The 14,743-nt window shown below is 67.4% G+C and carries 13 protein-coding genes; 11 read left to right on the top strand and 2 right to left on the bottom strand.

Annotated elements, in window-relative coordinates; translation table 11 throughout:
• Positions 1-311 precede the first annotated feature (311 nt).
• Both B6N23_RS11235 and glnA read right to left on the bottom strand, forming a co-directional pair.
• On the bottom strand, positions 312-878 hold the full coding sequence (locus tag B6N23_RS11235; protein ID WP_169956593.1) for a DUF4124 domain-containing protein: 567 nt from the start codon (positions 876-878) through the stop codon (positions 312-314).
• 168 nt (positions 879-1,046) lie between these two features.
• Entirely contained in the window at positions 1,047-2,453 is a 1,407-nt protein-coding gene (gene glnA / locus B6N23_RS11230) for a glutamate--ammonia ligase (protein ID WP_305498908.1), read from the bottom strand.
• A gap of 539 nt (positions 2,454-2,992) precedes the next feature.
• On the opposite strand from glnA, the gene B6N23_RS11225 reads away from it, so the two are divergent.
• From B6N23_RS11225 to B6N23_RS11175, 11 genes are all read left to right on the top strand, one after another.
• Entirely contained in the window at positions 2,993-3,538 is a 546-nt protein-coding gene (locus tag B6N23_RS11225) for a hypothetical protein (RefSeq protein WP_305498906.1), read from the top strand.
• A 139-nt stretch (positions 3,539-3,677) separates the two neighbouring features.
• Positions 3,678-4,145 carry a hypothetical protein gene (locus B6N23_RS11220; RefSeq protein ID WP_305498901.1) on the top strand — a complete coding sequence of 156 codons (468 nt, stop codon included), beginning with the start codon at positions 3,678-3,680 and terminating at the stop codon, positions 4,143-4,145.
• A gap of 1 nt (position 4,146) precedes the next feature.
• Positions 4,147-5,670 (top strand): tripartite tricarboxylate transporter permease, encoded by a 1,524-nt coding sequence (locus B6N23_RS11215; protein ID WP_305498892.1) that lies wholly within the window; start codon positions 4,147-4,149, stop codon positions 5,668-5,670.
• Positions 5,671-5,724: 54 nt separating this feature from the next.
• Positions 5,725-6,693 (top strand): Bug family tripartite tricarboxylate transporter substrate binding protein, encoded by a 969-nt coding sequence (locus B6N23_RS11210; protein WP_305498885.1) that lies wholly within the window; start codon positions 5,725-5,727, stop codon positions 6,691-6,693.
• A 213-nt stretch (positions 6,694-6,906) separates the two neighbouring features.
• On the top strand, positions 6,907-8,754 hold the full coding sequence (gene typA, locus B6N23_RS11205; protein ID WP_305498882.1) for a translational GTPase TypA: 1,848 nt from the start codon (positions 6,907-6,909) through the stop codon (positions 8,752-8,754).
• A 128-nt stretch (positions 8,755-8,882) separates the two neighbouring features.
• Positions 8,883-9,227 carry a hypothetical protein gene (locus B6N23_RS11200; protein ID WP_305498880.1) on the top strand — a complete coding sequence of 115 codons (345 nt, stop codon included), beginning with the start codon at positions 8,883-8,885 and terminating at the stop codon, positions 9,225-9,227.
• 125 nt (positions 9,228-9,352) lie between these two features.
• Positions 9,353-10,798 carry a sodium-dependent transporter gene (locus tag B6N23_RS11195; RefSeq protein WP_305498878.1) on the top strand — a complete coding sequence of 482 codons (1,446 nt, stop codon included), beginning with the start codon at positions 9,353-9,355 and terminating at the stop codon, positions 10,796-10,798.
• A gap of 107 nt (positions 10,799-10,905) precedes the next feature.
• Positions 10,906-11,685, top strand: a complete 780-nt coding sequence (locus B6N23_RS11190; RefSeq protein ID WP_305498876.1) for an ABC transporter ATP-binding protein — start codon at positions 10,906-10,908, stop codon at positions 11,683-11,685.
• On the top strand, positions 11,672-12,376 hold the full coding sequence (locus B6N23_RS11185; RefSeq protein ID WP_305498874.1) for an ABC transporter ATP-binding protein: 705 nt from the start codon (positions 11,672-11,674) through the stop codon (positions 12,374-12,376). The genes B6N23_RS11190 and B6N23_RS11185 overlap by 14 nt, the downstream gene beginning before the upstream one ends.
• A 24-nt stretch (positions 12,377-12,400) precedes the next feature.
• Positions 12,401-13,408, top strand: coding sequence for a branched-chain amino acid ABC transporter permease (locus B6N23_RS11180; RefSeq protein ID WP_305498873.1), 1,008 nt, complete (start codon positions 12,401-12,403; stop codon positions 13,406-13,408).
• Positions 13,408-14,718 carry a branched-chain amino acid ABC transporter permease gene (locus B6N23_RS11175; protein WP_305498870.1) on the top strand — a complete coding sequence of 437 codons (1,311 nt, stop codon included), beginning with the start codon at positions 13,408-13,410 and terminating at the stop codon, positions 14,716-14,718. Before B6N23_RS11180 ends, B6N23_RS11175 begins: the two co-directional genes overlap by 1 nt.
• Positions 14,719-14,743: the final 25 nt, after the last annotated feature.

Genomic DNA, 14,743 nt, shown 5'->3' with positions numbered 1-14,743 from the left:
AAATAGTGCAGAAAAGGAAGGGCTGCACGGCGCGGCGGACGATGTCGGTGCACCGAGTGCCCCGCAAGGGCTCAGCGGGAGGTGCCGCGCTCCTCATGACGGCGCAGCGGCGGGTCATCGTCCGGCAGCCGTCGAATGGATTCCGCACCGCGCCGCAGCGGCGAGGGCGCCTCGGCAGGTGGGGGCGGCGGCTTCACGGGCGGGTAGAGCGGCCCGCCGCCATGGGGTGGCCAGCGGTCGCCATGCGGGGGGCGACAGGGCCTCGGGCTGCCGTCCGGGCACCACGGCCAGGGCGCCCAGCGAGGGGGCAGCTAATCGGCGGGCCGGTTGACGCTGGCCCGGTGCACATAGATGGTCACCGGCGAGCTGCGGTGGCGAACGGCGCCGCTGCCGTCGAGCAGCTCCGCCTGCAGCACGTGCTCGCCGGGGTTCATGTTGGCCACCATGAAGGCGGTGGTGTGCATCGCCGTCTGGCTCACCTGGCCGTCCACCAGCAGGCGCACGCGATGGTCCTCGCGCAGCTCGGGCTGGATGCCCAGCTCCACCGGCACGTTGCCCGCCGCCCCCACCGGGAAGGCCTGCTCATGACTGGGGGAGAGGATGCGGAAGCTGTCGTAGGGCATGAAGGGCTGGCCGGGCGAGCCCGTCGCCGCGGCGGCACCGCTGGCCTCGAGCCGTGGCGCCGGCTCGCCGCGGCGCACCTCGCCGCTGGAGGGCACCACGGTCAGCGGCGCCAGCTCCACCTGCTCGCCGCCCCGGTCCGGGTTGTCGGTAAAGACCACGTTGCCCTGGGCGTCGGTGGTGCGATAGATCGTCTGGGCCTGGGCCGCCAGGCTGAACGACAGCCCCACCGCCAGGGCCATCAAGGCCTTGTTCATGGATACCCCCTGCGTGCCGCCTTCCTGGCGGTCTGTGGATGGTGTTGCCTTACCCCTGCTTGGATAGTGAACAAGATAAAGGGGTTCCGCCATGGCGGAACCCCTTTTCGATCAACGCCGGGGCGTCGATGCCGGGCCAGGTCGCGTCGCGCCTGGCCGCTGCCATCATCAGCAGCTGTAGTACATGTCGAACTCGATGGGGTGGGTGGTCATGCGAATGCGCTCCACGTCCTCCATCTTCAGCTCGATGTAGGCATCGATCATGTCGTCGGTGAAGACGCCACCTTCGGTCAGGAAGGCGCGATCCTTGTCCAGGGCATCCAGGGCCTGGTCGAGGCTGTGGGCCACGGTCGGCACCTTCTTGCCCTCTTCCGGCGGCAGGTCATAGAGGTTCTTGTCCATGGCGTCGCCGGGGTGGATCTTGTTCTTGATGCCGTCGATGCCGGCCATCAGCATCGCCGCGAAGCACAGGTAGGGGTTGGCGGTCGGGTCCGGGAAGCGGGCCTCGATGCGCTTGCCCTTCGGGCTCGCGGTGTACGGAATGCGGATGGAAGCGGAGCGGTTACGGGCGCTGTAGGCCAGCATGACCGGCGCTTCGAAGCCCGGCACCAGACGCTTGTAGGAGTTGGTCGAAGCGTTGGTGAAGGCGTTCAGGGCGCGGGCGTGCTTGATGATGCCGCCGATGTAGTAGAGCGCCATCTCGGAGAGACCCGCGTACTCGTCGCCGGCGAACTGGTTCTGGCCATCCTTCCAGAACGACTGGTGCACGTGCATGCCGCTGCCGTTGTCGCCGACCAGCGGCTTGGGCATGAAGGTGGCGGTCTTGCCGTAGGCGTGAGCCACGTTGTGGATCACGTACTTCAGTTCCTGAACTTCGTCGGCCTTCTTGACCAGGGTGTTGAACTTGACGCCGATCTCGTTCTGGCCGGCGTTGGACACCTCGTGGTGATGCACCTCGACGCTCTGGCCGATCGCCTCCAGGGTGTTGCACATGGCACCACGGATATCGTGGAAGCTGTCCACCGGGGGCACCGGGAAGTAGCCGCCCTTGACCCGCGGACGGTGACCCAGGTTGCCGCCCTCGACCTGACGGTCGGTGGCCCAGGCGCCCTCCTCGGAGGTGATCTTGTACATGGAGCCCTCGATATCGGCCTTCCAGTGCACCTCGTCGAAGATGAAGAACTCGGGTTCGGGGCCGAAGAAAGCGGTGTCGCCCAGGCCGGTGGACTGCAGGTAGGCCTCGGCGCGCTTGGCGATGGAGCGCGGGTCACGCTCGTAGCCCTGCATGGTGGCCGGCTCGATGATATCGCAGCGCAGCACCAGGGTAGCGTCCTCGGTGAAGGGGTCGAGGAAGGCGGTGCCATCTTCCGGACGCAGGATCATGTCGGACTCGTTGATACCCTTCCAGCCGGAGATGGAAGAGCCATCAAACATCTGGCCGTTCTCGAAAAACTCCTCGTCCACATCGCGGGCCGGGATGGTGACGTGCTGCTCCTTGCCACGGGTATCGGTGAAGCGCAGGTCGACCCACTTCACGTCATGTTCTTCAATCAGGGCGAGAGTCTTGGCAGACATGGTGTCCTCCGGGGTTGAACTTGGCTCGAAGCCTTGGTGATGCGAGATCGGGATACGTCGAATTCGGGGTACTGCGAAGTTGTAGCACGCCGTGGACACCCTGCCCACGGCAGCCGGCATTCTCTCCGGCGCTGCCCAATACAATGCACGCCTCATGCCAACACTGCACCCCGATGCGGCAAAACAAGAGCAACTTGCTGATTTGAACAATGAAAACGAAACGCTTCGGCGCACCAGCCTGAATCAAGCCCCTTCTGGCGCCCCTGGTAAGCATCGTCCAGCCCCATTCTTTGCACCATGAAAGTGCGAAATGATTCGCCAATGCACCTCTGAAGGGCGCTCGAGGCGTCTCAGGCCCCTCAGCCCTCCCGGCGGGGACAACACCATCCTGTAGCGCCCAGAGATTTCCCACCGAACCCCTTTGATACTCTGAGACACTAACGGCTACACTTCATTACACCACCCCTCGAGGTACCGGCAGCGAACTCCTGGCAGCCGACCCACGACCCAAGGGTGCGGCCTACTGGAGCGGAGTTCGCATGGCTGACATCACCGGCTGCATTCTGATCGACGCCCGCAGCGCCGGCTCCCGCCTGCCGCGGCAGCTGGCCGTCGTCGCCCCGCTGGCCCGTGCCGACACCTTCTTCCTGGGGATCATCGACGACACCGGCGATGCCCGGCTGCCACGCATGGCGCACCGCTACGGCGCACGCCTGCTCAGCGTCCTTCCCGCCCCCCCGGGCCAGCGCATCAACGACGCCATCGCCCACAGTCAGGGCCCGGTGCTGATCTTTCCCGGCATCGGCAACGCCACCAGTTCCGAGGCGCTCTCCCGGCTGGCCGCCGAGGTGGCCGCGGGCCGGGTCGATGTCGCCCTCCTCCCCACCCTGCAGCGCGGCCCGCTGTGGCGCCTGCTGGCCTGGCTCAGACTCGGCCGTCTGCCGCGAGGCGAGGGCCTGTGCCTGTCCCGCGCCTGGTTCGAGCGCATCGGCGGCTGCGACCCCGAGCTGGATGATGCCGCCCTGGACGAACTGCTGGAGCGCCTGCGCGCCTGCGGTGCCCGGACAAGGCCCACCGACGCCTGACACTGGCCGCCGGCCCCGCCCGACCGTCGATCGACTATCCTGCATACGTTGACTGCCCGTCGTGGGCCCGCATTGAGCCGGCCATCCGGCGCCGATAGGGTACGGACTTTACTGACCAACCGGCCGTACACGACAAAAAATGACCGCCAATCCCTCCATCCAGCGCAAGAATTTCTGGTCCGGCCTGGGCGTTGCCGCCGTCGCGGTGCTCCTGCTCACCTGGGTCATCCCCACCTGGGGCGGCCGCGGCTTCGCCGTCGGCATGCACCCCCGCACCCTGGCCACCCTCGGCGCCTGGGTCATGCTCGTCTGTGCCCTCGCCCTCAGCCTGCTCAGCGCCATCGCCCTGCTGCGCACCCGCGAGCCCTTCGTGGCCCGGCCCGACCTCGCCGGCCTCTGGCACCAGACCTGGCCCTTCCTCTATGTGCTGGCCTTCATCGTGGCCATCGACCGCCTGCCGCTGACCTGGGTGGCCCCGGCGATGATCGCCGGCCTGCTGCTGATCCTCGGCGAGCGGCGCTGGCATGTGCTGGCCCTCACCGCGGCCATTCCCACCGGCGGCCTCTATGTGCTGACCGTCCACCTGATGCGCATAGGAGTGGTGTGAGATGGGATTCGATGCCATCCTCGGCTCCTTCGCGGCCGCCCTGCACTACGAGTCCATCGCGGTCATCCTCGGCGGGGTGCTGCTCGGCTATATCGTGGGGGTGATCCCGGGTCTCAACCGGGCGGTGGCCATCGCCATCGCCATCGCCATTCCGCTGACCTTCTACATGTCGGCCTATGCGGCCATCGCCTTTTTGATCGGGCTCTCCAAGGGCACCGCGGCGGGCAGTGCGGTCTCGGCGATCCTGCTCAACACCCCGGGGGAGCCCTCCTCGGCGGCCACCTGCCTGGACGGCTACCCCATGGCGAGCTCGGGCAAGCCGCGCAAGGCCCTCAAGGTGGGCCTGCTGGCCTCGGTGATCGGCGACCTGCTGGCCACCCTGTTGCTGATCGCGGTGGCCATTCCCTTCGCGTCGATCGCGCTGAAGTTCGGTCCCTACGAGCTGGCCGCGATCCTGCTCTTCGCGCTGGTGTTCATCGCCGGCATGGCGGGGGGCTCCTTTCTCAAGGGCCTGGCCGCGGGGGGCATGGGGGTGATCCTCGGCACCGTGGGCCTGGACCCGGAGACCGGCGCCATGCGCCTGACCTTCGGCCATGCGGAGCTGATGGAGGGGGTGCCGATCCTGCCGCTGGTGATCGGGACCCTGGCGCTCGCCGAGATGTTCGTGCAGCTCGACGAGTACCGCCGCAACAAGGGCGGCCGCGTGATCACGCTGGGCAAGGAGGCCGATGACGACCTCTCCTGGCCGGAGTTCAAGGGCACCCTGCCGACCATCTTCAGGAGCACCGGCGTGGGGGCCTTCGTGGGGGCGCTGCCGGGCCTGGGGCCGTCGGTGGGGGCCTTCATGGCCTATGGCCTGGCCAAGCGCACCGACAAGGACCCGGACAGCTTCGGCAAGGGCAACCCCAAGGGCATCGCCGCCGCCGAGGCCTCGGACAACGCGGTGATCCCGGCCAGCTACATTCCGCTGTTCGGCCTGGGCATCCCCGGCAGCGTCTCGGCGGCGCTGCTGGTGGGGGCCTTCATGATCCACGGCATCCAGGTGGGGCCGCTGATGCTGCGCGACCACCCCCAGATGCTCTTCACGCTGTTCTCGGGAATGATCGTGGCCAGCGTGCTGATGCTGGCGGTGGGCTGGTACGGCCTGCGCCTCTTCGCCAAGGTCACCAGCGTGCCGGCCCATATCGTGATCCCGGTGGTGATCTTCCTGTGCCTGGCCGGCATCCAGGTCCAGGGCTACGGCACCTTCGGGCTGGTCACGGTGTTCGCCTTCGCGATCTTCGGCTACTTCCTGAAGAAGTTCGACTACTCCTTCGTGACCTTCCTGGTGGCCTTCATCGTGACCCCGATGCTGGAGATGAACCTGCGCCAGTCGGTGATCCTCTCCGGCGGCGACATCGCCATCCTGCTCGACCGGCCCATCGCCCTGGCCTTCGTCATCTTCACCCTGCTGATGGCGCTGCACCTGGGCTGGAGCAGCTACCGCCAGTCGCTGCGCAAGCGGCTCAAGGCGCCCGAGGCATGAACGATCGCCGGCCATGAGCCGGCGCTACAACAACGCAACCGTGAGGTTCTGACCATGACCATGAAACTGCTGGGTTCCGCCCTTCTCGCCTCCGCCGTGGCCCTCGCCGGCACCGGCCTGGCCCAGGCCGACGACTTCCCGAGCAAGCCGCTGACCCTGGTGGTCGGCTGGGGCGCCGGCGGCAGCACCGACATCCAGGCCCGCGTGCTGGCCGACATCATGAGCGAGGACCTCGGTCAGCCGGTCAACGTGGTCAACCAGCCCGGCGCCGGCGGCGGCGTGGCCCTGGCCCGCCTGGCCAACAGCCGCGACGAGGGCTACACCTTCGTGTTCGGCACCTCCATGACCATCACCTTCGGCCCGCTCTCCTCCGAGACCACCTACGACCTCGACGACTTCCGCTACGTGGCCGGCGTGACCCTCGGCCAGTCGGCCATCGTCACCGGCGAGGATCGCCCCTTCGGTGACAGCTGGGAGGACCTGGTGGCCTATGCCCAGGAGAACCCGGGCACCAGCTACGCCACCCAGACCGCGCTCGACCGCATGATCATCGAGTACATCGCCCAGCAGGAGGGCCTCGACCTGCGCATCGTGCCCACCTCCGGTGGCGCCGGCATGGCCCCGCTGATCCTCTCCGGCGACGTCGACTTCGCCTACAGCGGCGGCACCCACTCCGGCTACGCCGAGACCGGCGAGATGCCGGTGCTGCTGAGCCTGGCCGAGGATCGCCTGGTGGCCTTCCCCGACGCCCCGACCCTGCCCGAGGCCGGCTACGACATCAACGCCGCCGAGATCCGCGTGGCGATGGTGCCCAAGAACACCCCGGACGCCCACGTCGAGCGCCTGGCCGAGGCCCTCAAGGCGGCCACCGAGGACGAGCGCTTCATCGAGATCACCGAGGAGCGCATCCTGATGCCGGTGACCTGGATGCCCGAGGAGGAGGTGACCCAGCTGCTCAGCGACCAGATCGAGGGCTACAAGGCGCTGATCGAGGAGCTCGGCGGCCTGCCCGGCCAGGAGTGAGCCGTGCCGGCCCGGCCTCGCCGGGCCCGGTGACACCCGATGACGGGCGCCCCCGGGGCGCCCGTCTCGCGTTGACAGCCCATCGAAAGCGCGAATCCGCTATTCGCCGGCCAGGGTAGCCTGTACAATGCCGGCCCGACATTCCTACCCCCGCGCCTAGGGCACTGACACAACCGTGTACATAGGTGCGACCCCTTAGATGAGCAGCAACCTATGAACACCGCAACGCCTTCCGAGATCGCCAATCTCCGGAACATCGCCATCATCGCCCACGTTGACCACGGCAAGACCACCCTGGTCGACAAGCTCCTCAGCCAGTCCGGCACCCTGGACCGCAAGGCCGAGGGACAGGAGCGGATCATGGACTCCAACGACCAGGAGCGTGAGCGCGGCATCACCATCCTGGCCAAGAACACGGCGATCCGCTGGAACTCTCCCGACGGCGAGGAGTACCGCATCAACATCGTGGATACCCCCGGACACGCCGACGTCGGCGGCGAGGTCGAGCGGGTGATGTCCATGGTGGACTCGGTACTGCTGCTGGTGGATTCGGTCGACGGCCCCATGCCGCAGACCCGCTTCGTCACCCAGAAGGCCTTCGCCCAGGGCCTCAGGCCCATCGTGGTGGTCAACAAGATCGACCGGCCCGGCGCCCGCCCCGACTGGGTCATCGACCAGATCTTCGACCTGTTCGACAACCTCGGTGCCACCGACGAGCAGCTCGACTTCCCGATCATCTACTGCTCGGCCCTCAACGGCATCGCCGGCCCCGACCCCGAGGAGCTGGCCGAGGACATGACCCCCATGTTCCAGGCCATCGTCGATATCGTCGAGCCGCCCAAGGTGGAACTGGATGGTCCCTTCCAGATGCAGATCTCAGCGCTGGACTACAACAGCTACGTGGGCGTCATCGGCCTCGGGCGCATCAAGCGCGGCTCGGTGAAGCCCAACCAGCAGGTCACCGTGATCGGCACCGACGGCGCCACCCGCAAAGGCAAGGTCGGCCAGGTGATGACCCACATGGGCCTGGAGCGCGTGCAGACCGACGTGGCCACCGCCGGCGATATCGTCTGCATCACCGGCATCGACCCGCTCTCCATCTCCGACACCCTGTGCGACCCGGCCGCCGTCGAGGCGCTGCCGCCGCTCTCCGTCGACCAGCCCACCGTCTCCATGACCTTCCAGGTCAACGACTCGCCGATGGCCGGCCGCGACGGCAAGTTCGTCACCAGCCGCAACATCAAGGATCGCCTCGAGCAGGAGCTGATCCACAACGTGGCGCTGCGCGTCGAGCAGGGCGAGACCCCGGAGAAGTTCAAGGTCTCCGGCCGCGGCGAGCTGCACCTCTCGGTGCTGATCGAGACCATGCGTCGCGAGGGCTTCGAGCTGGCCGTGGGCCGCCCCGAGGTGATCATCCGCGAGATCGACGGCGTCAAGCAGGAGCCGTACGAAGAGGTGATCATCGACTGCGAGGAGCAGCACCAGGGCTCCATCATGGAGGAGCTCGGTTACCGCAAGGGCGAGCTCTCCAACATGAATCCCGACGGCAAGGGCCGGGTTCGCCTGGACTTCATGATCCCCGCCCGCGGTCTGATCGGCTTCCGCGGCCAGTTCATGACCCTGACCTCCGGCACCGGCATCCTCACCAGCCGCTTCGACCACTACGGCCCGCTCAAGCCCGACGCCGCCATCGAGCGTCGCAACGGCGTGATGGTCTCCATGGTCGACGGCAAGGCGCTGGCCTATGCGCTCTACGCCCTGCAGGATCGCGGCAAGCTGATCATCGACCACGGCACCGAGGTCTACGAGGGCATGCTGGTGGGCATCCACAGCCGCGCCAACGACCTGGTGGTCAACCCCACCAAGGGCAAGAAGCTCGACAACATGCGCGCCTCGGGCAACGACGAGAACATCGTGCTGACCCCGCCGGTGAAGTTCTCGCTGGAGCAGGCCATCGAGTTCCTCGACGACGACGAGCTGGTGGAGATCACTCCGAACCACATCCGCCTGCGCAAGAAGTTCCTCAAGGAAAACGAGCGCAAGCGCGCCAGCAAGAAGTAAGGCGAGGCCATCGCGCCACGACGCCCGCCCGGGGTACTCCCCGCGGCGGGCGTCGTCGTTCTCGGCCCCGGCATCTTCTATGCTGGTAGCCTGCCAACTCGATCCGCCGCCCAGAGAGGAGAACCGGCATGCACAAGCACGTGGAGTGGGACGACCCCGGCGCCGACAGCGTGATGCGCCACTTCGCGAAGGACCCCATGGGCCACTCGGCCCCCGGGCCCGGCGACATCCTCTCGGCGCGCTACCAGGGCGCCGTGGTCCGGGTGAAGGTCGAGGCCTACGTGGAGGGCACCAGCATCGGCGAGGTGGCGGCGATCATCGCCGTCAACAACGGCCGACGGCTGAAGTCCCACGGCAAGCTGGCCCTGGGCGACACCGTTCGCCTGCCGGACGCCTCCCGCGCCCTGGAGCCCCGCGTCGGCAGGACCCGGGACGACGACGAGGATGACGAGGACGACGACCAAGCGCGCTAGTCGATAGCGACACCATCGCCGAACTTAACGGCCGATAAACGCTTGGCGGCTGGCTCCTGACCGCGTTTTGCCGCAAAGTTGCGGCACGGGCCCACAAGGCCATCGATTCGCGTTCTGGAGCCACCATGAGCAAGCATAACGTCTGGACCCACAAGGGCACCTTCCTGCTGGCTGCCGTCGGCTCGGCGGTGGGTCTCGGCAACCTCTGGCGCTTTCCCTACCTGACCGGGGAGAACGGCGGCGGTGCCTTCATCCTGGTCTACGCCCTGACCATCTTCGCGGTGGGCATCCCGATCCTGATCGCCGAGACCATGCTTGGCCGCAGCAGCCGCCGAAGCCCGATCATGGGCATGCGCTTCCTGACCCGCACCCACAACACCTCGCGGGCCTGGGAATCCATCGGCTGGCTGGGGGCCGCTTCGGCCTTCCTGATCCTCAGCTTCTACTCGGTGATCGCCGGCTGGGCGATCCACTACACCTGGCAGATGCTCACCGGCTCGCTGGCCGGCGCCGATGCCGCCACCATCGGCGCGGGCTTCGAGGCCCTGCTCGCCTCGCCGGGGCTGCTGACCCTCTACCACACCCTGTTCATCATCGCCTCGGGGCTGATCGTCGGCATGGGTATCCACAAGGGCATCGAGAGCGGGCTGCGCATCATCATGCCGGCGCTTTTCGTCATCCTGCTGGTGGTGCTCGCCTACGGCGTGGCCAACGGCGACTTCGGCGCCGCGGCCAGCTTCCTGTTCACCTTCAACCTCGCCGACCTGAGCCTGGAGGGCTGGCTGGCCGCCATGGGGCAGTCCTTCTTCACCCTGAGCCTCGGCATGGGCGCGATCATGGCCTACGGCGCCTACATGTCCAGCGACCTCTCGCTGACCCGCACCGCCGTCACCATCGCCATCGTCGACACCGCCGTGGCCATGGTCGCGGGCCTGGCGATCTTCTCGCTGGTGTTCGGCGCCGGCCTGGACGCCGGCCAGGGCCCGGGGCTGATGTTCGTCACCCTGCCGCTGGCCTTCGCCGAGATGCCCTTCGGCGCGCTGATCGGCGGGGTCTTCTTCATCCTGGTGCTGGGTGCGGCCATCAGCTCCTCCATCTCGCTGATCGAGCCGGTGGCCGCCTTCCTGGTGGAGCGCTTCGACATGACCCGCCCCCAGGCGGTGTTCGCCATGGTGGTAGCCAGCTGGGCGCTGGGCCTGCTCACCGTGGTCAGCTTCAACGTCTACGCCGAGGGCACCCTCTTCCATGCCCTGTTCGGGCGCAGCGCCTTTGACTTCATCGAGCTGCTCACCAACATCTTCATGCCGCTGGGCGGCCTTCTGATCGCGCTCTTCGCCGGCTGGGCGTTGACCCACAGCGAGGTGATGAAGGAGATGCGCCCCAACGAGACCTGGTTCGCCATCTGGCGCTTCCTGGTGCGCTTCGTGGCCCCGGCGGCGGTGGCCTTCGTCCTCCTGCGCGCCATCCCCCAGGTGGAGGGCTACCTGATCCCCACCGTCGGCGCCCTGGTGATCGTCGGCGCCTTCGCCGCCGGCCGCACCTTCCTGGTGGAAGACAGCCAGGAGCAGTGACGGTCGCGCCGCCGCCCCGGGCGGCGGCGCCTCGACCGCGCGAGCGGCAGCGAACTCGACAAGCACCATGCAACAAGAACCATGCAACAAGAACAATGGAAGCATCCATGACACCCATGATCGACGTGCGGCACGTCCACAAGGCCTTCGGTGGCCTCAGGGTCATCAACGACTGCTCGCTCTCGGTGGCGAAGGGCTCCATCACCGGGCTGATCGGCCCCAACGGGGCCGGCAAGTCGACCCTGTTCAACATCATCGCCGGCGCCCTGCCTCTGGACAGCGGCCAGGTGCTCCTCGACGGCGAGGAGATCACCAACCGCCCCGCCAACGCGCTGTTCCACAAGGGGTTGCTGCGCACCTTCCAGATCGCCCACGAGTTCTCCCAGATGACCGCCCTGGAGAACCTGATGATGGTGCCCCCCGCCCAGGCCGGCGAGGGGCTCTTCAACGCCTGGCTCAAGCCGGGGCTGGTGCGGGCCCAGGAGGAGGGGGTGCGCCGCAAGGCCTTGGAGGTGATCGACTTCATCGGGCTCTACCACGTGCGCAACGAGCTGGCCGGCAACCTCTCCGGCGGCCAGAAGAAGCTGCTCGAGCTCGGCCGCACCATGATGACCGACGCCCGGGTGGTGCTGCTCGACGAGATCGCGGCGGGGGTCAACCGCACCCTGCTGGGCGACCTGGTGGAGAACATCGAGCGCCTCAACCGCGATCTGGGCTACACCTTCCTGGTCATCGAGCACGACATGGACATGATCGCGAGGCTCTGCGACCCGGTGATCGTGCTGGCCCAGGGCAGCGTGATGGTGGAGGGCACGATACAGGAGATCCAGAGCAACCCCGAGGTCATCGAAGCCTATTTTGGAGCCCCCCACGATGCCACTCCTTGATGCGCGCGACGTCCACGGCGGCTACGGCGGCATGAACATCCTCAACGGGGTGAACATGGCCATCGAGGCCGACGAGATCGGCGTGATCGTCGGCCCCAACGGCGCCGGCAAGTCCACCATGCTCAAGGCCGTGTTCGGCCTGCTGACCGTGACCCAGGGCGAGATCCTGCTGCGCGGCGAGCCGATCCACAACCAGCCCCCCAACAAGCTGGTGCAGCAGGGCATGGGCTTCGTTCCCCAGGAGAAGAACGTCTTCCCGAGCATGACGGTGAAGGAGAACCTGGAGATGGGCGCCTTCCTCAAGCCCCAGAACGTCAAGCGCATGCTCAAGCAGATCTACGACTTCTTCCCGCCGCTCTATGACAAGCGCCACCAGCCCGCCGGCGAGCTCTCCGGCGGCCAGCGCCAGATGGTGGCCATGGGCCGGGCGCTGATGGCCGAGCCCAGCCTGCTGCTGCTCGACGAGCCCACCGCGGGCCTCTCGCCGCTCTCCATGAACGAGATCTTCGAGCAGGTGAAGCAGATCAACGCCGCCGGCGTCGGCATCCTGATGGTGGAGCAGAACGCCAAGCAGGCGCTGGCCATCGCCGACAAGGGCTTCGTGCTGGCCGCCGGACAGAACCGCTTCACCGATACCGGTGCCGCCCTGCTGGCGGACCCGGAAGTGGCCAGGAGCTTCCTGGGCGGCTGAGCCAGGGACAGGAGAACAACCGTCGTGAACGAACTCGTCTTCTTCATCAACAACGTGATCATTGCCGGCAGCGTGACCGGCTCGATCTACGCCATCGGCGCCATCGGCGTGACGCTGATCTTCAGCATCATGCGCTTCGCCCACTTCGCCCACGCCGACATGATGACCTTCGGCGCCTTCATGGTGCTGCTGCTCACCGCGGCCTTCCCGGGCGTGGGCGGCATCGTCGGGCTGCCCACTCCGGTGGTGATGCTGCCGGCGGCCATGGTGCTCACCGCGCTGCTCGCCGTGGGCATCGACAAGGCCTTCTACAAGCCGCTGCGCGCCCATGGCGTGAAGCCCATTGTCATCGTGATCGGCTCGCTGGGCGTCACCCTGATGCTGCAGGGGCTGATCCGCCTGTTCGCCGGCACCAGCGGCCAGAGCCTCTACATGGCCGGCGAGCGCAAGGAGATCTACCGCCTCGCCCTGCCCTTCGAGGGAGTGCGCGCGCCGATCGTGATCACCGAGCCCCAGATCATCCTCTTCGTGCTGACCATCGCCTGCGTAGTGGGGCTGCACCTCTTCCTCAACCGTTCGCGGCTGGGCAAGGCGATGCGCGCCATGTCCGACAACCCCGACCTGGCCCGCGCCTCGGGCATCAACACCAACGCCATCGTGGCGGTGACCTGGGTGATCGCCGGGGGGCTCGCTGCCATCGCCGGCACCCTGCTCGCGCTGGACGTCACCTTCAAGCCGGACCTCAGCTTCTTCCTGCTGCTGCCGATCTTCGCCGCGGCCATCGTCGGCGGCGTGGGCCACCCCTACGGCGCCATCGCCGGGGGCTTCGTGGTGGGCTTCGCCGAGACCCTGGCGGTGTTCAACTGGGCGGTGCTACTGCGGCCCATCGCCCACCACTTCCCGGAGTGGCTGGAGCTGCCGCGCAACCTGGCCTTCGTCGGCACCGAGTACAAGATCGTGGTGCCCTTCTTCATCCTGGTTGCCATTCTGGTATGGCGCCCCACCGGTCTGTTCAAGGGGAAGGTGATCTGATGAGCACTCAAGACAAGCGCCGCGAGGACCTGGTCGCGGCCCCCTCGCGCTTCCCGCTGCGCGAGGTGGTGCTGTTCGCCGCCCTGCTGGCGGCCATCCTCGGGGTCTACATGGCGATGGGGGCGGCCTACAGCACCCGCATGCTGGTGGAGGCCGCCTGCTACGCCATCCTGGCCCTCGGCCTGACCATCCAGTGGGGCTACGCCGGCCAGTTCAATGCCGGGGTGATGGGCTTCGTGGCCCTCGGCGGCTACTGCGCCATGGCCTTCAGCGTGCCCGTGAACCCCGCCTTCTGGGAGAGCGAACTGCCCGGCGAGCTGGCCCGGGTGCTGCTCTACGCGGCGGCGGCCGCCATGCTGGTGTTTGGCGCCACTAGGCTCGACCGAATCGGCGTGCCCAAGCGGCTGCGCACCCTGATCGCCATCGTGCTGGCGGTGGTGCTCTACCTGGTGGTGATCAGCCTGCTGCGCGGAGTCACCGGCGAGATCCAGTCCCGGGCGGGCTTCGTCGGCGGCCTGGGCCTACCGGCCTGGACCGGCTGGATCGTCGGCGGGGCACTCGCCGGCGCGGTGGGCTACTTCATCGGCCATATCTGCCTGGGGCTGCGCAGCGACTACCTGGCCATCGCCACCCTGGGCATCGCCGAGATCATCAAGGCCTTCCTCAAGAACTCCGACTGGCTGACCCGCGGCACCGCCACCGTCTCGCCGTTGCCCTGGCCCACCCCAGGGCCGGCGGAGCTGGGCTTCACCCTGGCTCGGGCGCTCTACCTCTCGGTGACGGCGGTGATGATCGCGGTGATCTTCTTCCTGCTGCACCGCGCCTACAACGCCCCCTGGGGACGGATGATCCGCGCCATCCGCGACAACGAGGTGGCCGCCTCCGCCATGGGCAAGGACATCAACCAGCGCCGCCTGGAGATCTTCGTGCTGGGCTGCATCCTGATGGGCATCGGCGGCGGGGTGCTGGCCACCTTCAACAGCCTGTTCGACCCGGACGGCTACCTGCCGCTCAACCACACCTTCCTGGTGCTGGTGATGGTGATTCTCGGCGGCCCCGGCAACAACCTGGGCACCATCTTCGGCGCCGTGGCGGTCTACCTCATCTGGATCATGTCGGAGCCGCTGGCCCTGGCGCTGATGAGCCTGGCCGTGCACCTCGGCGACCTGTGGTTCGCCTGGGAGCCGCCGCGCAACATCGAGAGCCGCGCCCTGCAGGCCCGGGTCTTCGTGATCGGCCTGCTGATCACCCTGGTGCTGCGCTTCGCGCCGCAGGGACTCTTGCCTGAAAAGGTCAGGCACCACGGGTAGGCTTTATCGAAAACTGTCTACGCTC

Source organism: Halomonas alkalicola, from assembly GCF_030704205.1.
In the GTDB taxonomy this organism is placed as follows: Bacteria; Pseudomonadota; Gammaproteobacteria; order Pseudomonadales; family Halomonadaceae; genus Halomonas; species Halomonas alkalicola.
Note: the sequence above shows the minus strand (reverse complement) of the source record. Positions and strands in the feature narration are given on the sequence as shown.

Bases quoted from the DNA above. Each gene is read 5' to 3' on its own strand.
- glnA (WP_305498908.1), bottom strand. From the start codon at position 2,453: ATGTCTGCCAAGACTCTCGCCCTGATTGAAGAACATGACGTGAAGTGG.
- B6N23_RS11185 (WP_305498874.1), top strand. From the start codon at position 11,672: ATGCCACTCCTTGATGCGCGCGACGTCCACGGCGGCTACGGCGGCATG.
- B6N23_RS11210 (WP_305498885.1), top strand. From the start codon at position 5,725: ATGACCATGAAACTGCTGGGTTCCGCCCTTCTCGCCTCCGCCGTGGCC.
- B6N23_RS11200 (WP_305498880.1), top strand. From the start codon at position 8,883: ATGCACAAGCACGTGGAGTGGGACGACCCCGGCGCCGACAGCGTGATG.
- B6N23_RS11220 (WP_305498901.1), top strand. From the start codon at position 3,678: ATGACCGCCAATCCCTCCATCCAGCGCAAGAATTTCTGGTCCGGCCTG.
- B6N23_RS11225 (WP_305498906.1), top strand. From the start codon at position 2,993: ATGGCTGACATCACCGGCTGCATTCTGATCGACGCCCGCAGCGCCGGC.
- B6N23_RS11175 (WP_305498870.1), top strand. From the start codon at position 13,408: ATGAGCACTCAAGACAAGCGCCGCGAGGACCTGGTCGCGGCCCCCTCG.
- B6N23_RS11235 (WP_169956593.1), bottom strand. From the start codon at position 878: ATGAACAAGGCCTTGATGGCCCTGGCGGTGGGGCTGTCGTTCAGCCTG.
- B6N23_RS11190 (WP_305498876.1), top strand. From the start codon at position 10,906: ATGACACCCATGATCGACGTGCGGCACGTCCACAAGGCCTTCGGTGGC.
- B6N23_RS11215 (WP_305498892.1), top strand. From the start codon at position 4,147: ATGGGATTCGATGCCATCCTCGGCTCCTTCGCGGCCGCCCTGCACTAC.
- typA (WP_305498882.1), top strand. From the start codon at position 6,907: ATGAACACCGCAACGCCTTCCGAGATCGCCAATCTCCGGAACATCGCC.
- B6N23_RS11195 (WP_305498878.1), top strand. From the start codon at position 9,353: ATGAGCAAGCATAACGTCTGGACCCACAAGGGCACCTTCCTGCTGGCT.